Origin of the sequence: Collinsella aerofaciens, assembly GCF_028209885.1 — a bacterium.
Lineage (GTDB): Bacteria > Actinomycetota > Coriobacteriia > Coriobacteriales > Coriobacteriaceae > Collinsella > Collinsella aerofaciens_BA.
On sequence record NZ_JAQLEM010000024.1, the window covers coordinates 20,379 to 35,431 of the forward strand.

The following is a 15,053-nucleotide window of genomic DNA, read 5'->3' on the forward strand; positions in this document are numbered from 1 at the left end:
TATGGTAAAGATTCGAGAGAAGCAAACCGAGCAGCTCGAGAAGGCTGCCTCCAAGGGGCTCAAGCTCGGTGGCTGGAAGAAGATGACGCTGTCTTCTAAGATTGCCGCCGTCGTGCTGGTGCTGGTCGCCCTGACTGCGATTCTGGCGCCCCTTCTTGCCCCCTATAGCCCGGTCGAGATCTTTACGGCTCGCCAGGCTCCCGGCAACGGATTTATCTTCGGTACCGACGATAAGGGCCGCGACATTCTGTCGCGTATGCTCTACGGTGGTCGTTACTCGCTGATCATCGGCTTTGGCGCCACTGCCATGGCTCTGGTCTGCGGCTCGGTCGTGGGCGCCCTTGCAGCGGTTTCGCGCAAGGCCGTCTCCGAGACGATCATGCGTATCTTGGACATCATCATGTCCATCCCCGGCATCGCCCTCGCGGCCGTCTTCGTCTCCATCCTGGGCAACTCCGTGCCGTCGATCATCTTCGCCATCGGCTTTATGTACACTCCGCAGATTGCCCGTATCGTACGCGCCAACATCGTGTCCGAGTACGGCGAGGACTATGTCCGCGCGGTCATCGTTTCCGGCGCCAAGGCTCCGTGGATTTTGATCAAGCATGTTCTGCGTAACTGCATCGCCCCGATCATGGTCTTTACCGTTACCCTGGTCGCCGACGCCATCATCTTCGAGGCCTCGCTGACCTTCATCGGCGCTGGTATCCAGGAGCCCACCGCTACCTGGGGCAACATCCTCGCCGACGCCCGCGGCGGCGTGCTCGCTGGCCGTTGGTGGCAGGCGCTGTTCCCGGGCCTGGCCATCATGATCACCTGCCTGGCGCTCAACATCCTCTCCGAGGGCATTACCGACGCCATGGCCGCTGCTCCCTCCGCCGCCCTGGATCCGACCGATTCCTCCAAGCGTCGCGAGGCCGACCTGCTGGTCTCCGACCCCGTTCGCGCCTACAAGGAGCAGGCCCAGTCCCTCTCCGCTCGCCTTGGTGCCCTGCGCGATGTTGAGCTCAAGCGTGACGATCGCCATGTGCCCGACGAGTCTGTCGAACCGATTCTCTCGGTCCGTGACTTCTGCATCCAGTTTGAGCATCACGGTGATATCAACGTCGTCGACCATGTCAACTTTGACGTCCGTCCTGGTCAGACCATGGGCCTGGTGGGCGAGTCCGGTTGCGGTAAGTCCATCACCACGCTGGCCATCATGGGCCTGACCGATGAGGACGAGCACCTTTCCGGCGAGGTCCTCTGGGAGGGCCGTGACCTGCTCAAGATGAGCAAGAAGGAGTGGTTCGGCCTGCGCGGTACCGATATCGCTATGGTCTATCAGGACGCCCTGTCCTCGCTCAACCCTTCCATGCTCATCTCTGCCCAGATGAAGCAGCTCACCAAGCGCGGCGGAACCCGCAGCGCCGAGGAGCTCCTGGAGCTCGTCGGCCTCGATCCCAAGCGCACGCTCGAGAGCTATCCGCACGAGCTTTCCGGCGGCCAGCGTCAGCGTGTCCTGATCGCTATGGCTCTTACCCGCGACCCCAAGCTGGTCATCTGCGACGAGCCCACGACCGCTCTGGACGTTACCGTCCAGAAGCAGGTCATCAAGCTGCTCAACGATCTTCAGGCCAAGCTCGGCTTTGCCATGATCTTCGTTTCGCACGACCTGGCGCTGGTCGCCGAGGTCGCCCACAACATCACGGTTATGTACGCTGGTCAGGTTATCGAGCAGGCGCCCACCAAGGAGCTGCTCACTAACCCGATTCACGAGTACACCCGCGGTCTTCTGGGCTCCGTTCTGTCCATCGAGAGCGGTTCGGGCCGCCTGCACCAGGTGCCCGGCGCCGTTCCGAGTCCGCGCGATTTCCCCAAGGGCGATCGCTTCGCGCCCCGCTCGAGCCATCCGCGTATTGGCCTGGACACCCGTCCGGTCTTCAAGCGCGTGCCCGGCACCGAGCACTTCTATTCCGAGCTCCCCGACGAGGTGCTCAAGGCAAATGGTTTGACCCCTCACGCGGAGGTGATGTAGATGAGCGAGACCGCAGTCAACGGCGTCGAGCCGATCATCTTCCTTGATGACGTCCACGTCACCTTTAGGACCCGTACCGGCTCGATTCTGCACCCCAACCTGGTTCACGCCGTCCAGGGTGTAACGATTAAGCTCATGCCCGGTCAGACGATCGGCATCGTCGGCGAGTCCGGTTGCGGTAAGTCCACCACCGCTAACGTCATGTGCGGCCTGCAGGCCCCCACGAGCGGCAAGGTCTACTTTAAGGGCAAGGACGTTACCAAACGTACCGCCGAGGACCGTCGCCACATGGGTCGCGTCATCTCGGTCGTGTTCCAGAACCCGGCCACGGCGCTCAACCCCCGCATGGTCGTTCGCGAGCAGCTGCTCGACCCCATGCGCGTCCACAACCTGGGTACCGAGGCCGAGCAGGAGAAGCGCGTCAAGGAGCTCCTGGAGCTCACCGGTCTGCCCAGCTCCGCCGCCGAGGTTCTTCCCGGTCAGCTTTCGGGCGGCCAGCGTCAGCGCGTCGCAATTGCCCGTGCCCTGTCGCTGAACCCCGATGCCATCATCGCCGACGAGCCCACCTCGGCTCTGGACGTTTCGGTCCGCGCGCAGATTCTGAACCTGCTGACCGACCTTAAGAAGGAGCTCGGCCTGGCCATGGTGTTCATCAGCCATGACATCCAGACGGTCCGCTATATCTCTGACGACATCATCGTTATGAATGGCGGCAAGATCGTCGAGCAGGGCGAGGCCAAGCAGGTCTTCCAGCACCCCCAGGACCCCTACACCAAGATGCTGCTCGGCGCTGCGCCGTCGCTGCTGCATCCCAAGCTCGGCGAGTAGCCTCGCTTTCCCTCCCGTGCGCCCGGTTCCCTTGCCGGGCGCACCTCCGTTGCGAATTCGAAAGGTTGGGTTCACGAGCCATGCCAAGTGCTCAGGAGCTACAACATCAATTTGGTGGATATCGAGGCGCCATGCCCCGTCCATCAGATTTCGATCTCTTTTGGAAGGACCGCATGGCCGAGGCCGACGCCGTCGGGCTTGACTATGCGATCGAGACGGCATCGGTCGCCGATGCCGCGACCTGCCAGCTTTTCGACCTCTGGTATACCGGCATGTGTGGCGCGCGCCTGCATGCCAAGTACCTTAAACCTGTCTCGGACGAGCCCGTGCCATTGGTACTTCAGTTCCATGGGTATCCGGGTGCAAGCCGCAGCTGGTTTGAGCAGGCGTCGTTTGCGGGCATGGGCATGGCACTCATCGCCCTCGACTGCCCCGGCCAAGGAGGTCCCTCCGAGGACATTGGTGGATTTGAGGGCACAACGGTTGCCGGTCATATCGTCGCCGGTATCGACGGCGACCCGGCCAACCTCTACTATGTCCGCTTGCACCAAGATATTCGCATCCTGTGCCGCATCGTTCGCAAGCTCGAGGGCATCGATCTTGCGCGTGTGTTTGTGAACGGCGCGTCGCAGGGCGGCGGTTTGGGCATTGCGACCTGTGCGCTTAACAGCGAGCTTATCAATCGTGCCGCCATCCTCTATCCCTTCCTGTCAGATTTCCGCCTGGTCTGGGATTTGGATGCCGACGACATTGCCTACGAGGGCCTGCGCTATTGGTCTCGCTGGTTTGACGAGGACTCGACTCGTATTGACGAAGCCTATGCCAAGCTGGCGTACTTCGATTCCAAGAACTTTGCCCCTATGGTCGAATGCCCCGTGCTGTTTGGCACTGGCACAGCCGATATCGTCTGTCCGCCAGCGACGCAGTTTGCGGTCTATAACAACCTGACCTGCGAAAAGCGTCATGAGTTCTTTGAAGGCTTTGGCCACGAGGAGATTCAGGATTTTGACGATCTGATCATTCCGTTTTTCTGCAAGGGAGGGGAGGCTCATGTCTAAGTGCGAGAGCAATGTTGACGAGCTGATTGTCCCCGGACTCGTGGGAATTCCTGGAACGGTTTCGTCAAGGCTCGCAGAATATCGGGACTGGCGCGGTGATGTCCAAGCAGATGTTTCTGATTTAGAGACATGCGCTTCGAATCATGAGATTCAAGGCCTGGCCATAACGGCGATTGACTTTGTTAACCCCTGCGCCCGTTACTCGGAGGTCTCCTTTGAGCTCGGTGACGATGCGATTCACGCTCGTTTGATCGAGCCTGTCGGTCGTGCCCGAGTATCTGAGCGCGTGCCGTTGTGCCTGATGTTCCACGACATCGATCGGCCTGTGCGCGGCTGGCATCACATGACGAGATTTGCCGCCATGGGGTATGCCGTTCTCGCGCTGGATGACGATGTTGCTGGTGCGGACGACCTGCGGCGGGGGATTGCTTCGCCCGCTTTTGTCGAGCGCGTCCGTTGGGGTTGCGCGCTGGCGAAGGTGGTGCGCAATCTTGATGGCATGGACCCCGACCGCATCTTTGCATGGGGCGAGGGCCTTGGCGGCGGAGTCGCGCTGGCGGTTTCTGCTCTGGACGAGCGGGGCCTCGCCTGCACGGCGGTTGCCAATCCGCTTCCTGGTGGCCTCGAGGCGCTGTCGTCTCGGGTGCGCGGATCGGTGCTCATGGGCACATCGCTTATGGATACCGTGAGCGATCCCAAGGATCAGTTTGCCGTATTCAACGGTCTTGAGTGTGACCGGAGGCATATCATCTATGCAAAATACGCTCACGAGCGCATCAATGCGTTCGAAAACGAAGTCGTCGACTTTTTTAACCAAACGTTCTACCCGTGTTCTTTGGTCTAGACGGCCTGGACACTGCCAACAAGAGTGGGTGGCATAGGGCCGCCCGCCAGACAACTAAGGAGATTCTTGTGGCAACTCAGAAATTCACCGGCGTTATCCCTCCCGTCGTTGTTCCCGATACCGAAGATCACCAGCTCGACGTTGCCTCCTTTGAGCGCAGCATCAACCGCATGATCGATGCCGGCGTCGATGGCCTGTTCTTCTTGGGATCCTCGGGCGAGGTCGTCTTCTCCACCGACGAGCGCCGTCGCCAGATTATCGCCGAGGCCGTTCGTATCGTCGACCACCGTGTGCCTGTTCTGGTCGGCATCATCGATACCGAGACCGAGCGCATGATCGAGCACGGCAAGGTCGCCCAGGAGCTGGGCGCCGATGCCCTCGTCGCCACCTGCCCGTTCTATGCCCTGCAGGGCATGACCGAGGTCGAGGAGCACTTCCGCATCCTGCACGAGGAGCTCGACCTGCCCATCTTTGCCTATGACATTCCCGTCTGCGTTCACACCAAGCTCCCCTGGAAGCTCCTTGCCAAGCTCGGCGCCGAGGGCGTTCTGGCCGGCGTCAAGGATTCCTCGGGTGATGACATCTCGTTCCGCTACCTCGTTCAGGAGAACGAGAAGAACGGCCATCCGATGAGCATTCTCACCGGCCACGAGGTTGTTGTCGACGGCGCTTACCTCGGTGGTGCCGACGGCTCTGTCCCGGGTCTCGCTAACGTTGAGCCCGAGGGCTACGTGCGTCAGTGGAAGGCCGCTCAGGCTGGTGACTGGGCTACCGTCAAGGCCGAGCAGGATCGCCTCAATGAGATTTCGCACATCTGGGATGTCACCTCGGGCGTCCAGGGTTATGCCGGTGGCGTCGGCGCCTTCAAGACCGCTATGAACCTCATGGGTATCTTCGACAGCCCGACCATGCCGCGCCCGGTGAAGGCCATGACCGGCGAGAACGTCGAGGCGATTAAGAAGGTCCTCCAGGACAACGGTCTCCTGTAAAGCTTCCCCGGGCACCCGATCTTGGGGCTCAAGCGGTCGAGCGTGACCCATTAGGTCAACGCCCGACCGCTTTCACCCCAACCTCGGGCACCCGGGAAACCTTTACCAAGCTGCGGCGATAACGCAGCCTTCATTTCCTGTAGTTGTTTTTATCTCCTAAGGAGAGCGACATGGAGAACAAGTACGTCTGCTCTGTCGATATCGGCGGAACTAAGATCGCGACTGCCATCATGGAGTACCCGGCTGACGGTAGTGTGCCCCGTCCCGTCTTTGAGGCCGAGGTTCCCACCGAGGCCCAAGAGGGCGGCGAGGCCGTCTTCCAGCGTATCGAGGCGTCCATCAAGGCCGCTCTCGAGGCGAATCCCGATGTCGAGGTCCTTGGCGTCGGTATCGGCGCCGCCGGCGTCGTCGATCCCAAGACGGGCGCCATCGCGTATGCCAATGAGATCATGCCCGGCTGGTCCGGCGTTCAGTTGGGGCCGCGTCTGCGCGAGGACCTCGGTCTTCCCGTTGCCGTTGTGGGCGACGTGCAGGCTCATGCTCTGGGCGAGGCCCACTGGGGCGTCGGCAAGGGCAAGTTCTCCGTCTTGTGTCTTGGCATCGGCACGGGCATCGGCGGCGCATATGTCGAGAGCGGCCGCGTGATGCAGGGCTTCCATGGTGCTGCCGGTCATATGGGCCACATTGAGTGTTCGGCTGCCGCCGGCATTCCCTGCGCCTGCGGGCGTTCCGGCCATCTGGAGTCGGTTGCTTCGGGCACTTCCATTGGTCGAATGTACGATGAGCGTTTTGGCCGCGTCGACCCCAGCCGTCCTTCGGTCGGTCGCGATGTGAACGATCTGTGCCGTGCGGGCGACGCAAAGGCGACCGAGGTCATCCATGACGCCGGCTTTGCGCTGGGGGCCAGCTTGGGCTCGCTCGCTAACATCCTGGACCCTGAGGTCATCGTGCTTTCGGGCGGCGTGATTCACCAAGGTCCCGATTGGCGTTCGCAGACGTGGAAGGATTCGGTGCACGAGGGCTATGCCAGCCAGGCGCTCGATCCGCTTCAGGACACGCCGATCCTCATCGGTTCTCTGGAGGGCGATGCTCCGCTCATCGGTGCCGCCGAGCATCTTCTTGCTTCGTTGAAGTAAACATAACTACCAAGTGTGCCTTCTGAGGTGCCGCAGATTGACGTGAAAGAGGAGCGAAGCGTACTTCGGTACGCGAGCGACGGTTTGAACGTCAAGGTGCGGCGTCTCAGAAGGCTGTTTTGAGAAAGGTTGAGTCGAACATGACCGTTGATCCTTTGATCCAGTCCCTGAAGGGCAAGCTCGTCGTGAGCGTTCAGGCGTATATGGGCGAGCCGCTTCGTACGCCCGAGACCATGGCGCAAATGTCTCGCGCTTGCGAGCTCGGCGGCGCCGCCGCCATTCGCTGCCAGGGCCTTGCCGACATTGCCGCCATTAAGGGTCGCTGTGAGGTTCCTGTCATCGGCCTGTGGAAGGATGGGCACGAGGGCGTTTACATCACGCCGACGCTGCGTCACGCTCGCGCCTGCGTTGCTGCGGGTGCCGATATCGTGGCGATCGACGCCACCGATCGTCCGCGTCCCGACGGCAAGTCGGTCGAGGATACCTTCCGCCCGCTGCACGAGGAGGGTGTGCTCCTGATGGCCGACTGTGCCACCATCGAGGACATTCGCCGTGCGGTTGATATGGGCTTCGACCTTGTATCTACCACGCTTTCTCACGGTGTCGCTGCCATCGACTGCACCATGGCCGATGGCCCCGATCTGCCGCTCCTGCGTCAGGCGACCGAGGAATTCCCCGGTCTTCCCATCATCTGCGAGGGCCGCGTGCACACGCCCGAGGAGGCTCGCGCCGCGATCGATGCTGGCGCCTGGGCCGTTGTCGTCGGCACCGCCATCACGCACCCCACGAGTATTACGAGTTGGTTCAAGGCTGCGCTTGAGGCGTAAGACAGGCCTCGTATCCGCTCGGGGCGGTATACTCAATATAGGCAATTGACCGCGCGGGATCCGGGTTGCTGGGTCCCGCGCTTGTTTTTGGGAGGCAGCACATGCAAAAGGGAGATGCCATGGATGCGGCGGAGCGCTCGGAGCGCATCCCCGATATCGTCATCATCACCGGAATGTCCGGATCGGGCCGCACACAGGCCATGCACGTGTTCGAGGATATGGGCTATTTTTGCATCGATAACCTGCCTCCGCGTCTCATCGCCCAGCTTGCCGAGCTCGTCGGCATCAATACGGGCGTGGGCAGGCATCTCGCCGTCACCTGCGATTTGCGTAGCCAGGGACTGTTTGACGAGTTGCTCGATGCGGTCGCCGCGCTCGAAGAGCGCGAGATGAGCTGCGACATCGTGTTCCTGGAGGCTTCTGACGAGGTGCTGATTCGTCGCTACAGCGAAAATCGCCGCCGTCATCCCATTGCCAAGCCGGGGGAGACTACGGCCGATGCCATTCAGCGCGAGCGCCTTCAGCTCCAGGGCGTGCGCGACCGAGCCGATATGATTATCGACACGAGCCGTCTGCGCACCTCTGCGCTGCGCAACAAGCTACGTATGGCATTTTCCGAGCTGTCCGACCAGCAACTCATGGACGTCCACGTGTTCTCGTTTGGCTTTAAGCACGGCATGCCCGTCGAAGCGGACATTATGATCGACGTTCGTTTCCTGCCCAATCCGTTCTACGATCCCGAGATGCGCACGATGACCGGTCTCGATAAAAAGGTCTCCGATTTTGTTCTGGACCATCCCAAGACGCAGGAGTTTTGGAAGGCTTGGACACAGCTGCTCGATACGGTGATGCCGGGCTATATCGCGGAGGGCAAGCCGCAGCTTTCTATCGCCATCGGCTGCACGGGCGGCCAGCACCGCAGCGTTGCCATCGCCGAGGCCACGGCACGTTATTTGGAAGGCGCTCAGTATCATGTGAGCATCTCCCACCGCGACCTGTCGCGCGCCAACACGAAGGCATAGGCCTGCATGTCGTTTACCGCTGAGGTGCGCGACGAGCTTGCGCGCTGCGAACCCGAATGTGAATACTGCGACTTGTCGACGCTCGCCGCCCTCACGCGCGTGAGTGGTACGCTCTCGCTTGCCGGCTCTGGGCGGTATCGTTTGACGGTTGCGACTGAGACGGGAGCCGTCGCGCGCACGATGATCACGCTGACGCATCGTATCCTTAAGCTCAAAACGGAGTTCACCGTCCGCAAATCTGTCTTGCATAAGGTTCGAAACTACCTCATCACCTTGCCTGATCAGCCAGACCTGGATAAGGCCTTGGTTCTGCTGGGTATCCTCGACCGTAGGGGAGGACTTGTCGCCGGCGTACCCCGACATATCGTTGCCCGTCCTTGCTGTAGACTTGCCTATATCCGCGGCGCGCTCATCGCGGGCGGCTTCGTGGCCGATCCACGCGGCGATTTTCATTTGGAGATCGCTGTGCAGGGCGAGCAATATGCCAAGGGACTTTGCGATCTGTTGGAGCAGATTGGGGTCCATGCTCGTGTTAATGCACGGCGGGGGTCATATGCCGTGTACATTAAGAGCGCCGAGGAAATCGAGCATCTATTAAAGCTGATTGGTGCCAAGCGCAGCGTTGCTGAGATTGAGGAGGCGCGCGCGGTCAAGTTGGTTAAGAACGATGTGAACCGTCGCGTGAATGCCGAGCTCGCCAACCAGACCAGAAGCGCCGGTGCTGCCCAACATCAGCTTGCGCTTATCGATGAGCTCGAGCAGCGTGGCCTTCGCGATGCGCTTCCGGATGCCTTGGCGGTCTTTTGCGACCTGCGCGAGCGCTATCCTGATCTGTCGCTGCGTGATTTGGGGGAGATGGCTGACCCTCCCTTGTCGAAGTCAGCCCTCTACCATCGTGTTTTACGGCTTGAAAAGCTCATTGAAGCAAACAGGTAGTTTGAAGTAACGACTTATATATGGATTTAGCTGCTATTTTAGTATTTAAAACGTTTTAACGTAAATTTGATTTTCAATTTCGAGCATTCTCGTGAAATTCAAGTCAAAAAAAAGGTATATTAGGCGAGTGGTTAGTTTGTGGGCCTCAACGGCGGGCGCTGTAGCTCGCGGGGGCCTTACGAAAGGAGACACAATGGCAGTAAAGGTTGCTATTAACGGCTTCGGTCGCATCGGTCGTCTGGCTTTCCGTCAGATGTTCGGTCATGAGGGCTCCGAGATCGTCGCTATCAACGACCTCACCTCTCCCGATATGCTCGCTTACCTGCTGAAGTACGACTCCACGCAGGGCAACTACGCTCGCGATCACGAGGTCGTTGCTGGCGAGGATTCCATCACCGTTGACGGCAAGGAGATCAAGATCTACAAGGAGGCCGACGCTAACAACCTGCCTTGGGGCGACCTTGACGTCGACGTCGTTCTCGAGTGCACCGGCTTCTACACCAGCAAGGCTAAGGCTCAGGCCCACATCAACGCTGGCGCCAAGAAGGTCGTCATCTCCGCTCCGGCCGGCAGCGATCTGCCCACCATCGTGTACAACGTCAACCATGAGACGCTGACCGCTGAGGACAACATCATCTCCGCTGCTTCCTGCACCACCAACTGCCTCGCCCCGATGGCCAAGGGTCTGAACGACTTCGCTCCCATCGTGTCCGGCATCATGACCACCATCCACGCCTTCACCGGCGACCAGATGCCGCTCGACGGCCCGCAGCGCAAGGGCAACTTCCGTCGCTCCCGCGCCTGCTCCGAGAACATCGTCCCGAACACCACGGGCGCTGCCAAGGCCATCGGCCTGGTTCTCCCCGAGCTCAACGGCAAGCTCATCGGTGCCGCCCAGCGCGTCCCGACGCCGACCGGCTCGCTGACCAACCTCTACGCCGTCGTTGACAAGAAGGTCACCGTCGACGAGGTCAACGCTGCCATGAAGGCCTACGCCGAGACCATCCCCGAGACCTTCGCCTACAACGAGGACCAGATCGTCTCCCGCGACATCGTCGGCGAGACCCACGGCTCCATCTTCGACGCCACTCAGACCATGTGCTCTGACCTCGGCAACGGCCAGACCCTCGTTCAGGTCACCTCTTGGTACGACAACGAGAACTCCTACACCTCTCAGATGGTCCGCACCATCAAGTACTTCGAGAAGTTCGTTGCTTAATTTAGCTTTTAGCGAATAGCTCGTTGAGCGTCTAAAGAAGGGCGCGGCCTTATAGGGCTTACACCCTAGGGTCGCGCCCTTTTTATAAGAAATCGTCTGCCGTAATGGGAGGCAGACACGTACGAAAGGTAGAAGCAAACATGGCCTTTACCAAGAAGACCGTCCGCGACATCGATGTCGACGGAAAGCGCGTTCTCGTCCGCGTTGACTTTAACGTGCCTATCAAGGATGGCGTCGTTGGCGACACCACCCGTATCAAGGCTGCCCTGCCCACCATCAACTACCTCGTTGAGCACAACGCTCGCGTCATCCTCATGAGCCACCTCGGCCGTCCCGAGGGCACCGGCTTCCAGCCCGAGCTGTCCCTCGAGCCCGTCGCCAAGAAGCTCGCTGAGCTCTCTGGTCTCGACGTTGCCTTTGTCGCTGACACCTACGGCGAGAAGGCTGCTGAGGCTGTCGCCGCCGTCGAGCCGGGTAAGGTCCTCGTTCTCGAGAACGTCCGTTTTGACAAGCGTGAGAAGAAGAACGATCCCGAGATCGCCAAGAAGCTCGCTTCCTATGGTGACGTCTTCGTTCTCGATGCCTTCGGCACCGCTCACCGCGCCCAGGGTTCCGTCGTGGGCCCCGCCGCTTACCTGCCTGCCGTCGCCGGCTTCTTGCTCGAGAAGGAGGTCGACACGCTGACCGGCATCTTCGCCGAGCCCGAGCGCCCCTTCGTCGCCATCGTCGGCGGTTCCAAGGTTTCCTCCAAGATCGGCGTTCTCGATCACCTCATCGACTCCGCTGACACCCTGATCATCGGTGGCGGCATGGCCTACACCTTCTTCCTGGCTCAGGGCCTGTCCGTTGGTCAGTCCCTCAAGGAAGAGGACTGGGTCGAGCGCGCCGGCGAGATGCTCAAGAAGGCCGAGGAGAAGGGTGTCAAGATCCTGCTCCCCATCGACAACCGTGTTGCCGATCACTTTGGCGAGGACGCTGTCCCCGAGGTTGTTGCTTCCGACGCTATCCCCGACGATCGTGAGGGTATGGACATCGGTCCCAAGACCGAGGAGCTCTATGCCGAGGCTGTCAAGGGCGCCAAGACCGTGTTCTGGAACGGCCCCATGGGCGTCTTCGAGTTTGACAACTTTGCTCACGGCACCCAGGCTATCGCCGAGGCTCTCGCCGAGGCTGACTGCACCTCGATCATCGGCGGTGGCGACTCTGTCGCAGCTGTCAACAAGTTCAACCTGGCCGACAAGATGAGCTGGATCTCCACCGGTGGTGGCGCTTCCATGGAGCTCGTCGAGGGTAAGGCCCTGCCCGGAGTGGAGGCGCTTCTCGATGCCTAATCGCACCCTTCTTATCGCTGGTAACTGGAAGATGAACAACGACGTCGCCGAGGCCGCCAAGCTCGCCGACGAGCTGGCTCAGGCTCTGCCCGAGGTTCCGGCCGGCGTCGAGGTGCTCGTCTGCCCTCCGACCATCGACATCGCCACGGTTCATGACCGTATTCAGGCTGCCCCCATTGCCCTCGGTGCACAGAACGTGTACTGGGAGGCCAAGGGTGCCTTCACCGGTGAGTCCTCTTGCGACATGCTCAAGTCCGCTGGCTGCACCTACTGCATCATCGGTCACTCCGAGCGTCGCGACTACTTCCACGAGACCGACGAGGACCAGAACAAGAAGGCTAAGGCTCTCGTTGCCGCCGGCCTTGTTCCCGTCTTCTGCTGCGGCGAGTCCCTCGAGGTCCGCGAGGCTGGCACCTATGTCGAGCACGTCGTGAACCAGGTCAAGGCTGGCCTTGCTGGTCTTGAGATCACCTGCCCCAAGCAGGTCGTTGTCGCCTACGAGCCCATCTGGGCCATCGGCACCGGCAAGACCGCTACCGCCGAGGACGCTCAGGAGGTCTGCGGTGCTATCCGTGAGACCCTCAAGGAGATGTTCGGCGAGGAGCTCGCTAACGGCATCCGCGTGCTGTATGGCGGTTCCGCCAAGCCCGGCAACATCGCCGAGCTCGTCGCCAAGCCCGACGTTGACGGCGCCCTCGTGGGCGGCGCTTCGCTCAAGGCTGCCGACTTCGCCTCTATGGTCGTCAAGGCAGGCGAGTAGGACATATGGCACAACGTCATCTTCCTGCACTCCTGATTATCATGGATGGCTGCGGCCTTGCTCCGGCCGATGGCGAGAACGCCGTCGCCGCTGCCAAGACGCCCTTCCTTGATGGCCTGTACGAGAAGTACCCCCACACCACGCTCGGTGCTTCGGGCGAGGACGTGGGCCTTCCCGACGGCCAGATGGGTAACTCCGAGGTGGGTCACCTCAACATCGGTGCCGGCCGCATCGTGTTCCAGGAGCTTTCGCGCATCAACAATGCCATCAAGGACGGTTCCATCGCCAAGAACGAGGTTTTCGTCAAGGCTATGGACGATGTCAAGGCTGACGGTAAGACTCTCCACCTCATGGGCCTTATGAGCCCTGGCGGTGTTCATTCTCACATGAACCACGTCGAGGCTCTGGTCAAGATGGCTGCCGAGCACGGTGTCAAGACCGTTCGCGTCCACGCCTTCATGGATGGTCGCGACGTTGACCCGCAGTCCGGTGCCGGTTACATGAGTGAGTTCTGCGCCTTCCTGGCTAAGATCTCCGAGGAGACCGGTTGCGACGCTCGCGTTGCCACCGTCTCGGGCCGTTATTGGGCCATGGACCGCGATAATCGTTGGGAGCGCATCCAGCGCGCCTACGACGTCATGGTCAACGCGTCCGATGCTGATACCGACCCCGTTGCCGGTATCAAGGCCTACTACGAGAAGGACCCGCGCGGCGACGAGTTCGTCGAGCCCTTCGCTGCCCACAACGAGGGCATTCACGAGGGCGACGCGGCCATCTTCTTCAACTTCCGTCCCGACCGTGCTCGTCAGATGACCCGCGTGTTCACGGACAAGGAGTTCGACGGCTTTGAGCGCGAGCAGATCAAGCTTTCGCACTTTGTGACGATGACCGAGTATGATCCGACGTTTGACGTCGAGGTCGCCTTCCCCAAGACGTTCCCCGAGAACGTCCTGGCCGACGTTATCGCCGCCAATGGCCTGAAGCAGCTGCACACTGCCGAGACCGAGAAGTACGCCCACGTGACGTTCTTCCTCAACGGCGGCATCGAGGAGCCCAAGGAGGGCGAGGAGCGCGTGCTCGTCGCTTCCCCCAAGGTTGCTACCTACGATCTGCAGCCCGAGATGAGCGCTCCCGAGGTTACCGAGAAGCTCGTCGCCGCCATCAACGAGGATCGCGCTGATTTCTACATCGTGAACTTCGCGAACTGCGACATGGTTGGTCACACCGGTGTCTTCGACGCTGCCGTTAAGGCCGTTGAGGCTGTTGACGATGCCCTGTCCAAGGTTGTCCCGGCGATTCTCGCCAAGGGCGGATTTGCACTGATTACCGCCGACCACGGCAACGCCGATCACATGTTTGACGTTGCTTCCGACGGCTCCAAGCATCCGTTTACGGCTCACACCACCAACCGCGTGCCGTTCATCATCGTTGATGAGAAGGCCAAGCTCACCGGTATCGAGGACGGCCGTCTTTCCGATATCGCTCCGACCATGCTCACCATGGCTGGTATTGAGCCTTCCGCCGAGATGACGGGCCGCGTGCTCGCTACCGAGGCCTAATAGAAAACAAATACCGTTTTCTAGCAAGGGGGTTGTCCACAACCGGACAACCCCTTTTTTGGTATTTCTGCCATTTCCACCCCGTCCTTGAGTGGCAGGTAGGGGAGAGCGGGGGATTGTGGTACAGTACTGGAGTTTGAACTGTTCTATTAAGGAGCTTATCTATGGGTCCGTTCCAGATTCTTCTGTTTGTCGTTTGGGCTGTTTCTGCCGTGGCGCTGACGATTCTCGTCCTGATGCATTCCGGTAAGGGTACCGGCGTTTCGGATATGATTGCCAGCTCGCTGTATAACTCCAGCTCTGCCACGGGCGTTATGGAGCAGAACCTTGACCGCCTGACCGTCATCATGGCTGTCGTGTTTGCCGTGTGCGTCGTGCTGTGCATGTTCTTCTTCCCGCAGGGCATCGTGGGCTACTAATCACGAACCGCATAAATACTTGAAAAGGGTCCCGCAAGTGCGGGACCCTTTTTGTTCAAGACTTTAGTCTGCTGGCCGCGCAGCGGCCAGCTTTAAACCACCCGCTAC

14 protein-coding genes are annotated in these 15,053 nt (G+C 60.5%); all 14 read left to right on the forward strand.

The window, feature by feature from the left end; genetic code table 11:
- Nucleotide 1 precedes the first annotated feature (1 nt).
- The 14 genes from PMX21_RS07070 (at nt 2) to secG (ending at nt 14,945) form a co-directional block, all read left to right on the forward strand.
- A complete protein-coding gene (locus tag PMX21_RS07070; protein WP_099431432.1) occupies nt 2-2,017 on the forward strand; it encodes a dipeptide/oligopeptide/nickel ABC transporter permease/ATP-binding protein in 2,016 nt (671 codons plus the stop codon).
- Nucleotides 2,018-2,845, forward strand: coding sequence for an ABC transporter ATP-binding protein (locus tag PMX21_RS07075; RefSeq protein WP_006236159.1), 828 nt, complete (start codon nt 2,018-2,020; stop codon nt 2,843-2,845).
- An 80-nt stretch (nt 2,846-2,925) separates the two neighbouring features.
- Entirely contained in the window at nt 2,926-3,903 is a 978-nt protein-coding gene (locus PMX21_RS07080; RefSeq protein ID WP_271758881.1) for an acetylxylan esterase, read from the forward strand.
- The gene (locus PMX21_RS07085) at nt 3,896-4,747 is read left to right on the forward strand and encodes an acetylxylan esterase (RefSeq protein ID WP_271758883.1); all 852 of its coding nucleotides are present in this window, start codon (nt 3,896-3,898) and stop codon (nt 4,745-4,747) included. Before PMX21_RS07080 ends, PMX21_RS07085 begins: the two co-directional genes overlap by 8 nt.
- Before the next feature lie 68 nt (nt 4,748-4,815).
- Entirely contained in the window at nt 4,816-5,736 is a 921-nt protein-coding gene (locus PMX21_RS07090; RefSeq protein ID WP_035138887.1) for a dihydrodipicolinate synthase family protein, read from the forward strand.
- Between the two features lie 170 nt (nt 5,737-5,906).
- Entirely contained in the window at nt 5,907-6,872 is a 966-nt protein-coding gene (locus tag PMX21_RS07095; RefSeq protein WP_138112031.1) for an ROK family protein, read from the forward strand.
- Nucleotides 6,873-7,012: 140 nt separating this feature from the next.
- Nucleotides 7,013-7,699 carry an N-acetylmannosamine-6-phosphate 2-epimerase gene (locus tag PMX21_RS07100; protein ID WP_006236154.1) on the forward strand — a complete coding sequence of 229 codons (687 nt, stop codon included), beginning with the start codon at nt 7,013-7,015 and terminating at the stop codon, nt 7,697-7,699.
- A gap of 101 nt (nt 7,700-7,800) precedes the next feature.
- Complete coding sequence (gene rapZ / locus PMX21_RS07105) at nt 7,801-8,721, forward strand: RNase adapter RapZ (protein WP_022094878.1); 921 nt, start codon at nt 7,801-7,803, stop codon at nt 8,719-8,721.
- Nucleotides 8,722-8,727: 6 nt separating this feature from the next.
- Entirely contained in the window at nt 8,728-9,657 is a 930-nt protein-coding gene (gene whiA / locus PMX21_RS07110; protein ID WP_022094879.1) for a DNA-binding protein WhiA, read from the forward strand.
- Nucleotides 9,658-9,850: 193 nt separating this feature from the next.
- Nucleotides 9,851-10,876 (forward strand): type I glyceraldehyde-3-phosphate dehydrogenase, encoded by a 1,026-nt coding sequence (gene gap, locus PMX21_RS07115; RefSeq protein ID WP_055286941.1) that lies wholly within the window; start codon nt 9,851-9,853, stop codon nt 10,874-10,876.
- 140 nt (nt 10,877-11,016) lie between these two features.
- On the forward strand, nt 11,017-12,207 hold the full coding sequence (locus PMX21_RS07120) for a phosphoglycerate kinase (RefSeq protein WP_035138885.1): 1,191 nt from the start codon (nt 11,017-11,019) through the stop codon (nt 12,205-12,207).
- A complete protein-coding gene (gene tpiA / locus PMX21_RS07125) occupies nt 12,200-12,967 on the forward strand; it encodes a triose-phosphate isomerase (RefSeq protein ID WP_271758886.1) in 768 nt (255 codons plus the stop codon). The genes PMX21_RS07120 and tpiA overlap by 8 nt, the downstream gene beginning before the upstream one ends.
- A gap of 5 nt (nt 12,968-12,972) precedes the next feature.
- Nucleotides 12,973-14,526, forward strand: a complete 1,554-nt coding sequence (gpmI, locus tag PMX21_RS07130; RefSeq protein WP_055310511.1) for a 2,3-bisphosphoglycerate-independent phosphoglycerate mutase — start codon at nt 12,973-12,975, stop codon at nt 14,524-14,526.
- Nucleotides 14,527-14,690: 164 nt separating this feature from the next.
- Complete coding sequence (gene secG, locus PMX21_RS07135) at nt 14,691-14,945, forward strand: preprotein translocase subunit SecG (RefSeq protein ID WP_006236144.1); 255 nt, start codon at nt 14,691-14,693, stop codon at nt 14,943-14,945.
- Nucleotides 14,946-15,053 lie beyond the last annotated feature (108 nt).

Excerpts from the sequence above, each read along its gene's own strand:
- PMX21_RS07070 (WP_099431432.1), top strand. The coding sequence starts at position 2 with ATGGTAAAGATTCGAGAGAAGCAAACCGAGCAGCTCGAGAAGGCTGCC.
- PMX21_RS07075 (WP_006236159.1), top strand. The coding sequence starts at position 2,018 with ATGAGCGAGACCGCAGTCAACGGCGTCGAGCCGATCATCTTCCTTGAT.
- PMX21_RS07080 (WP_271758881.1), top strand. The coding sequence starts at position 2,926 with ATGCCAAGTGCTCAGGAGCTACAACATCAATTTGGTGGATATCGAGGC.
- PMX21_RS07085 (WP_271758883.1), top strand. The coding sequence starts at position 3,896 with ATGTCTAAGTGCGAGAGCAATGTTGACGAGCTGATTGTCCCCGGACTC.
- PMX21_RS07095 (WP_138112031.1), top strand. The coding sequence starts at position 5,907 with ATGGAGAACAAGTACGTCTGCTCTGTCGATATCGGCGGAACTAAGATC.
- PMX21_RS07100 (WP_006236154.1), top strand. The coding sequence starts at position 7,013 with ATGACCGTTGATCCTTTGATCCAGTCCCTGAAGGGCAAGCTCGTCGTG.
- rapZ (WP_022094878.1), top strand. The coding sequence starts at position 7,801 with ATGCAAAAGGGAGATGCCATGGATGCGGCGGAGCGCTCGGAGCGCATC.
- whiA (WP_022094879.1), top strand. The coding sequence starts at position 8,728 with ATGTCGTTTACCGCTGAGGTGCGCGACGAGCTTGCGCGCTGCGAACCC.
- gap (WP_055286941.1), top strand. The coding sequence starts at position 9,851 with ATGGCAGTAAAGGTTGCTATTAACGGCTTCGGTCGCATCGGTCGTCTG.
- PMX21_RS07120 (WP_035138885.1), top strand. The coding sequence starts at position 11,017 with ATGGCCTTTACCAAGAAGACCGTCCGCGACATCGATGTCGACGGAAAG.
- tpiA (WP_271758886.1), top strand. The coding sequence starts at position 12,200 with ATGCCTAATCGCACCCTTCTTATCGCTGGTAACTGGAAGATGAACAAC.
- gpmI (WP_055310511.1), top strand. The coding sequence starts at position 12,973 with ATGGCACAACGTCATCTTCCTGCACTCCTGATTATCATGGATGGCTGC.
- secG (WP_006236144.1), top strand. The coding sequence starts at position 14,691 with ATGGGTCCGTTCCAGATTCTTCTGTTTGTCGTTTGGGCTGTTTCTGCC.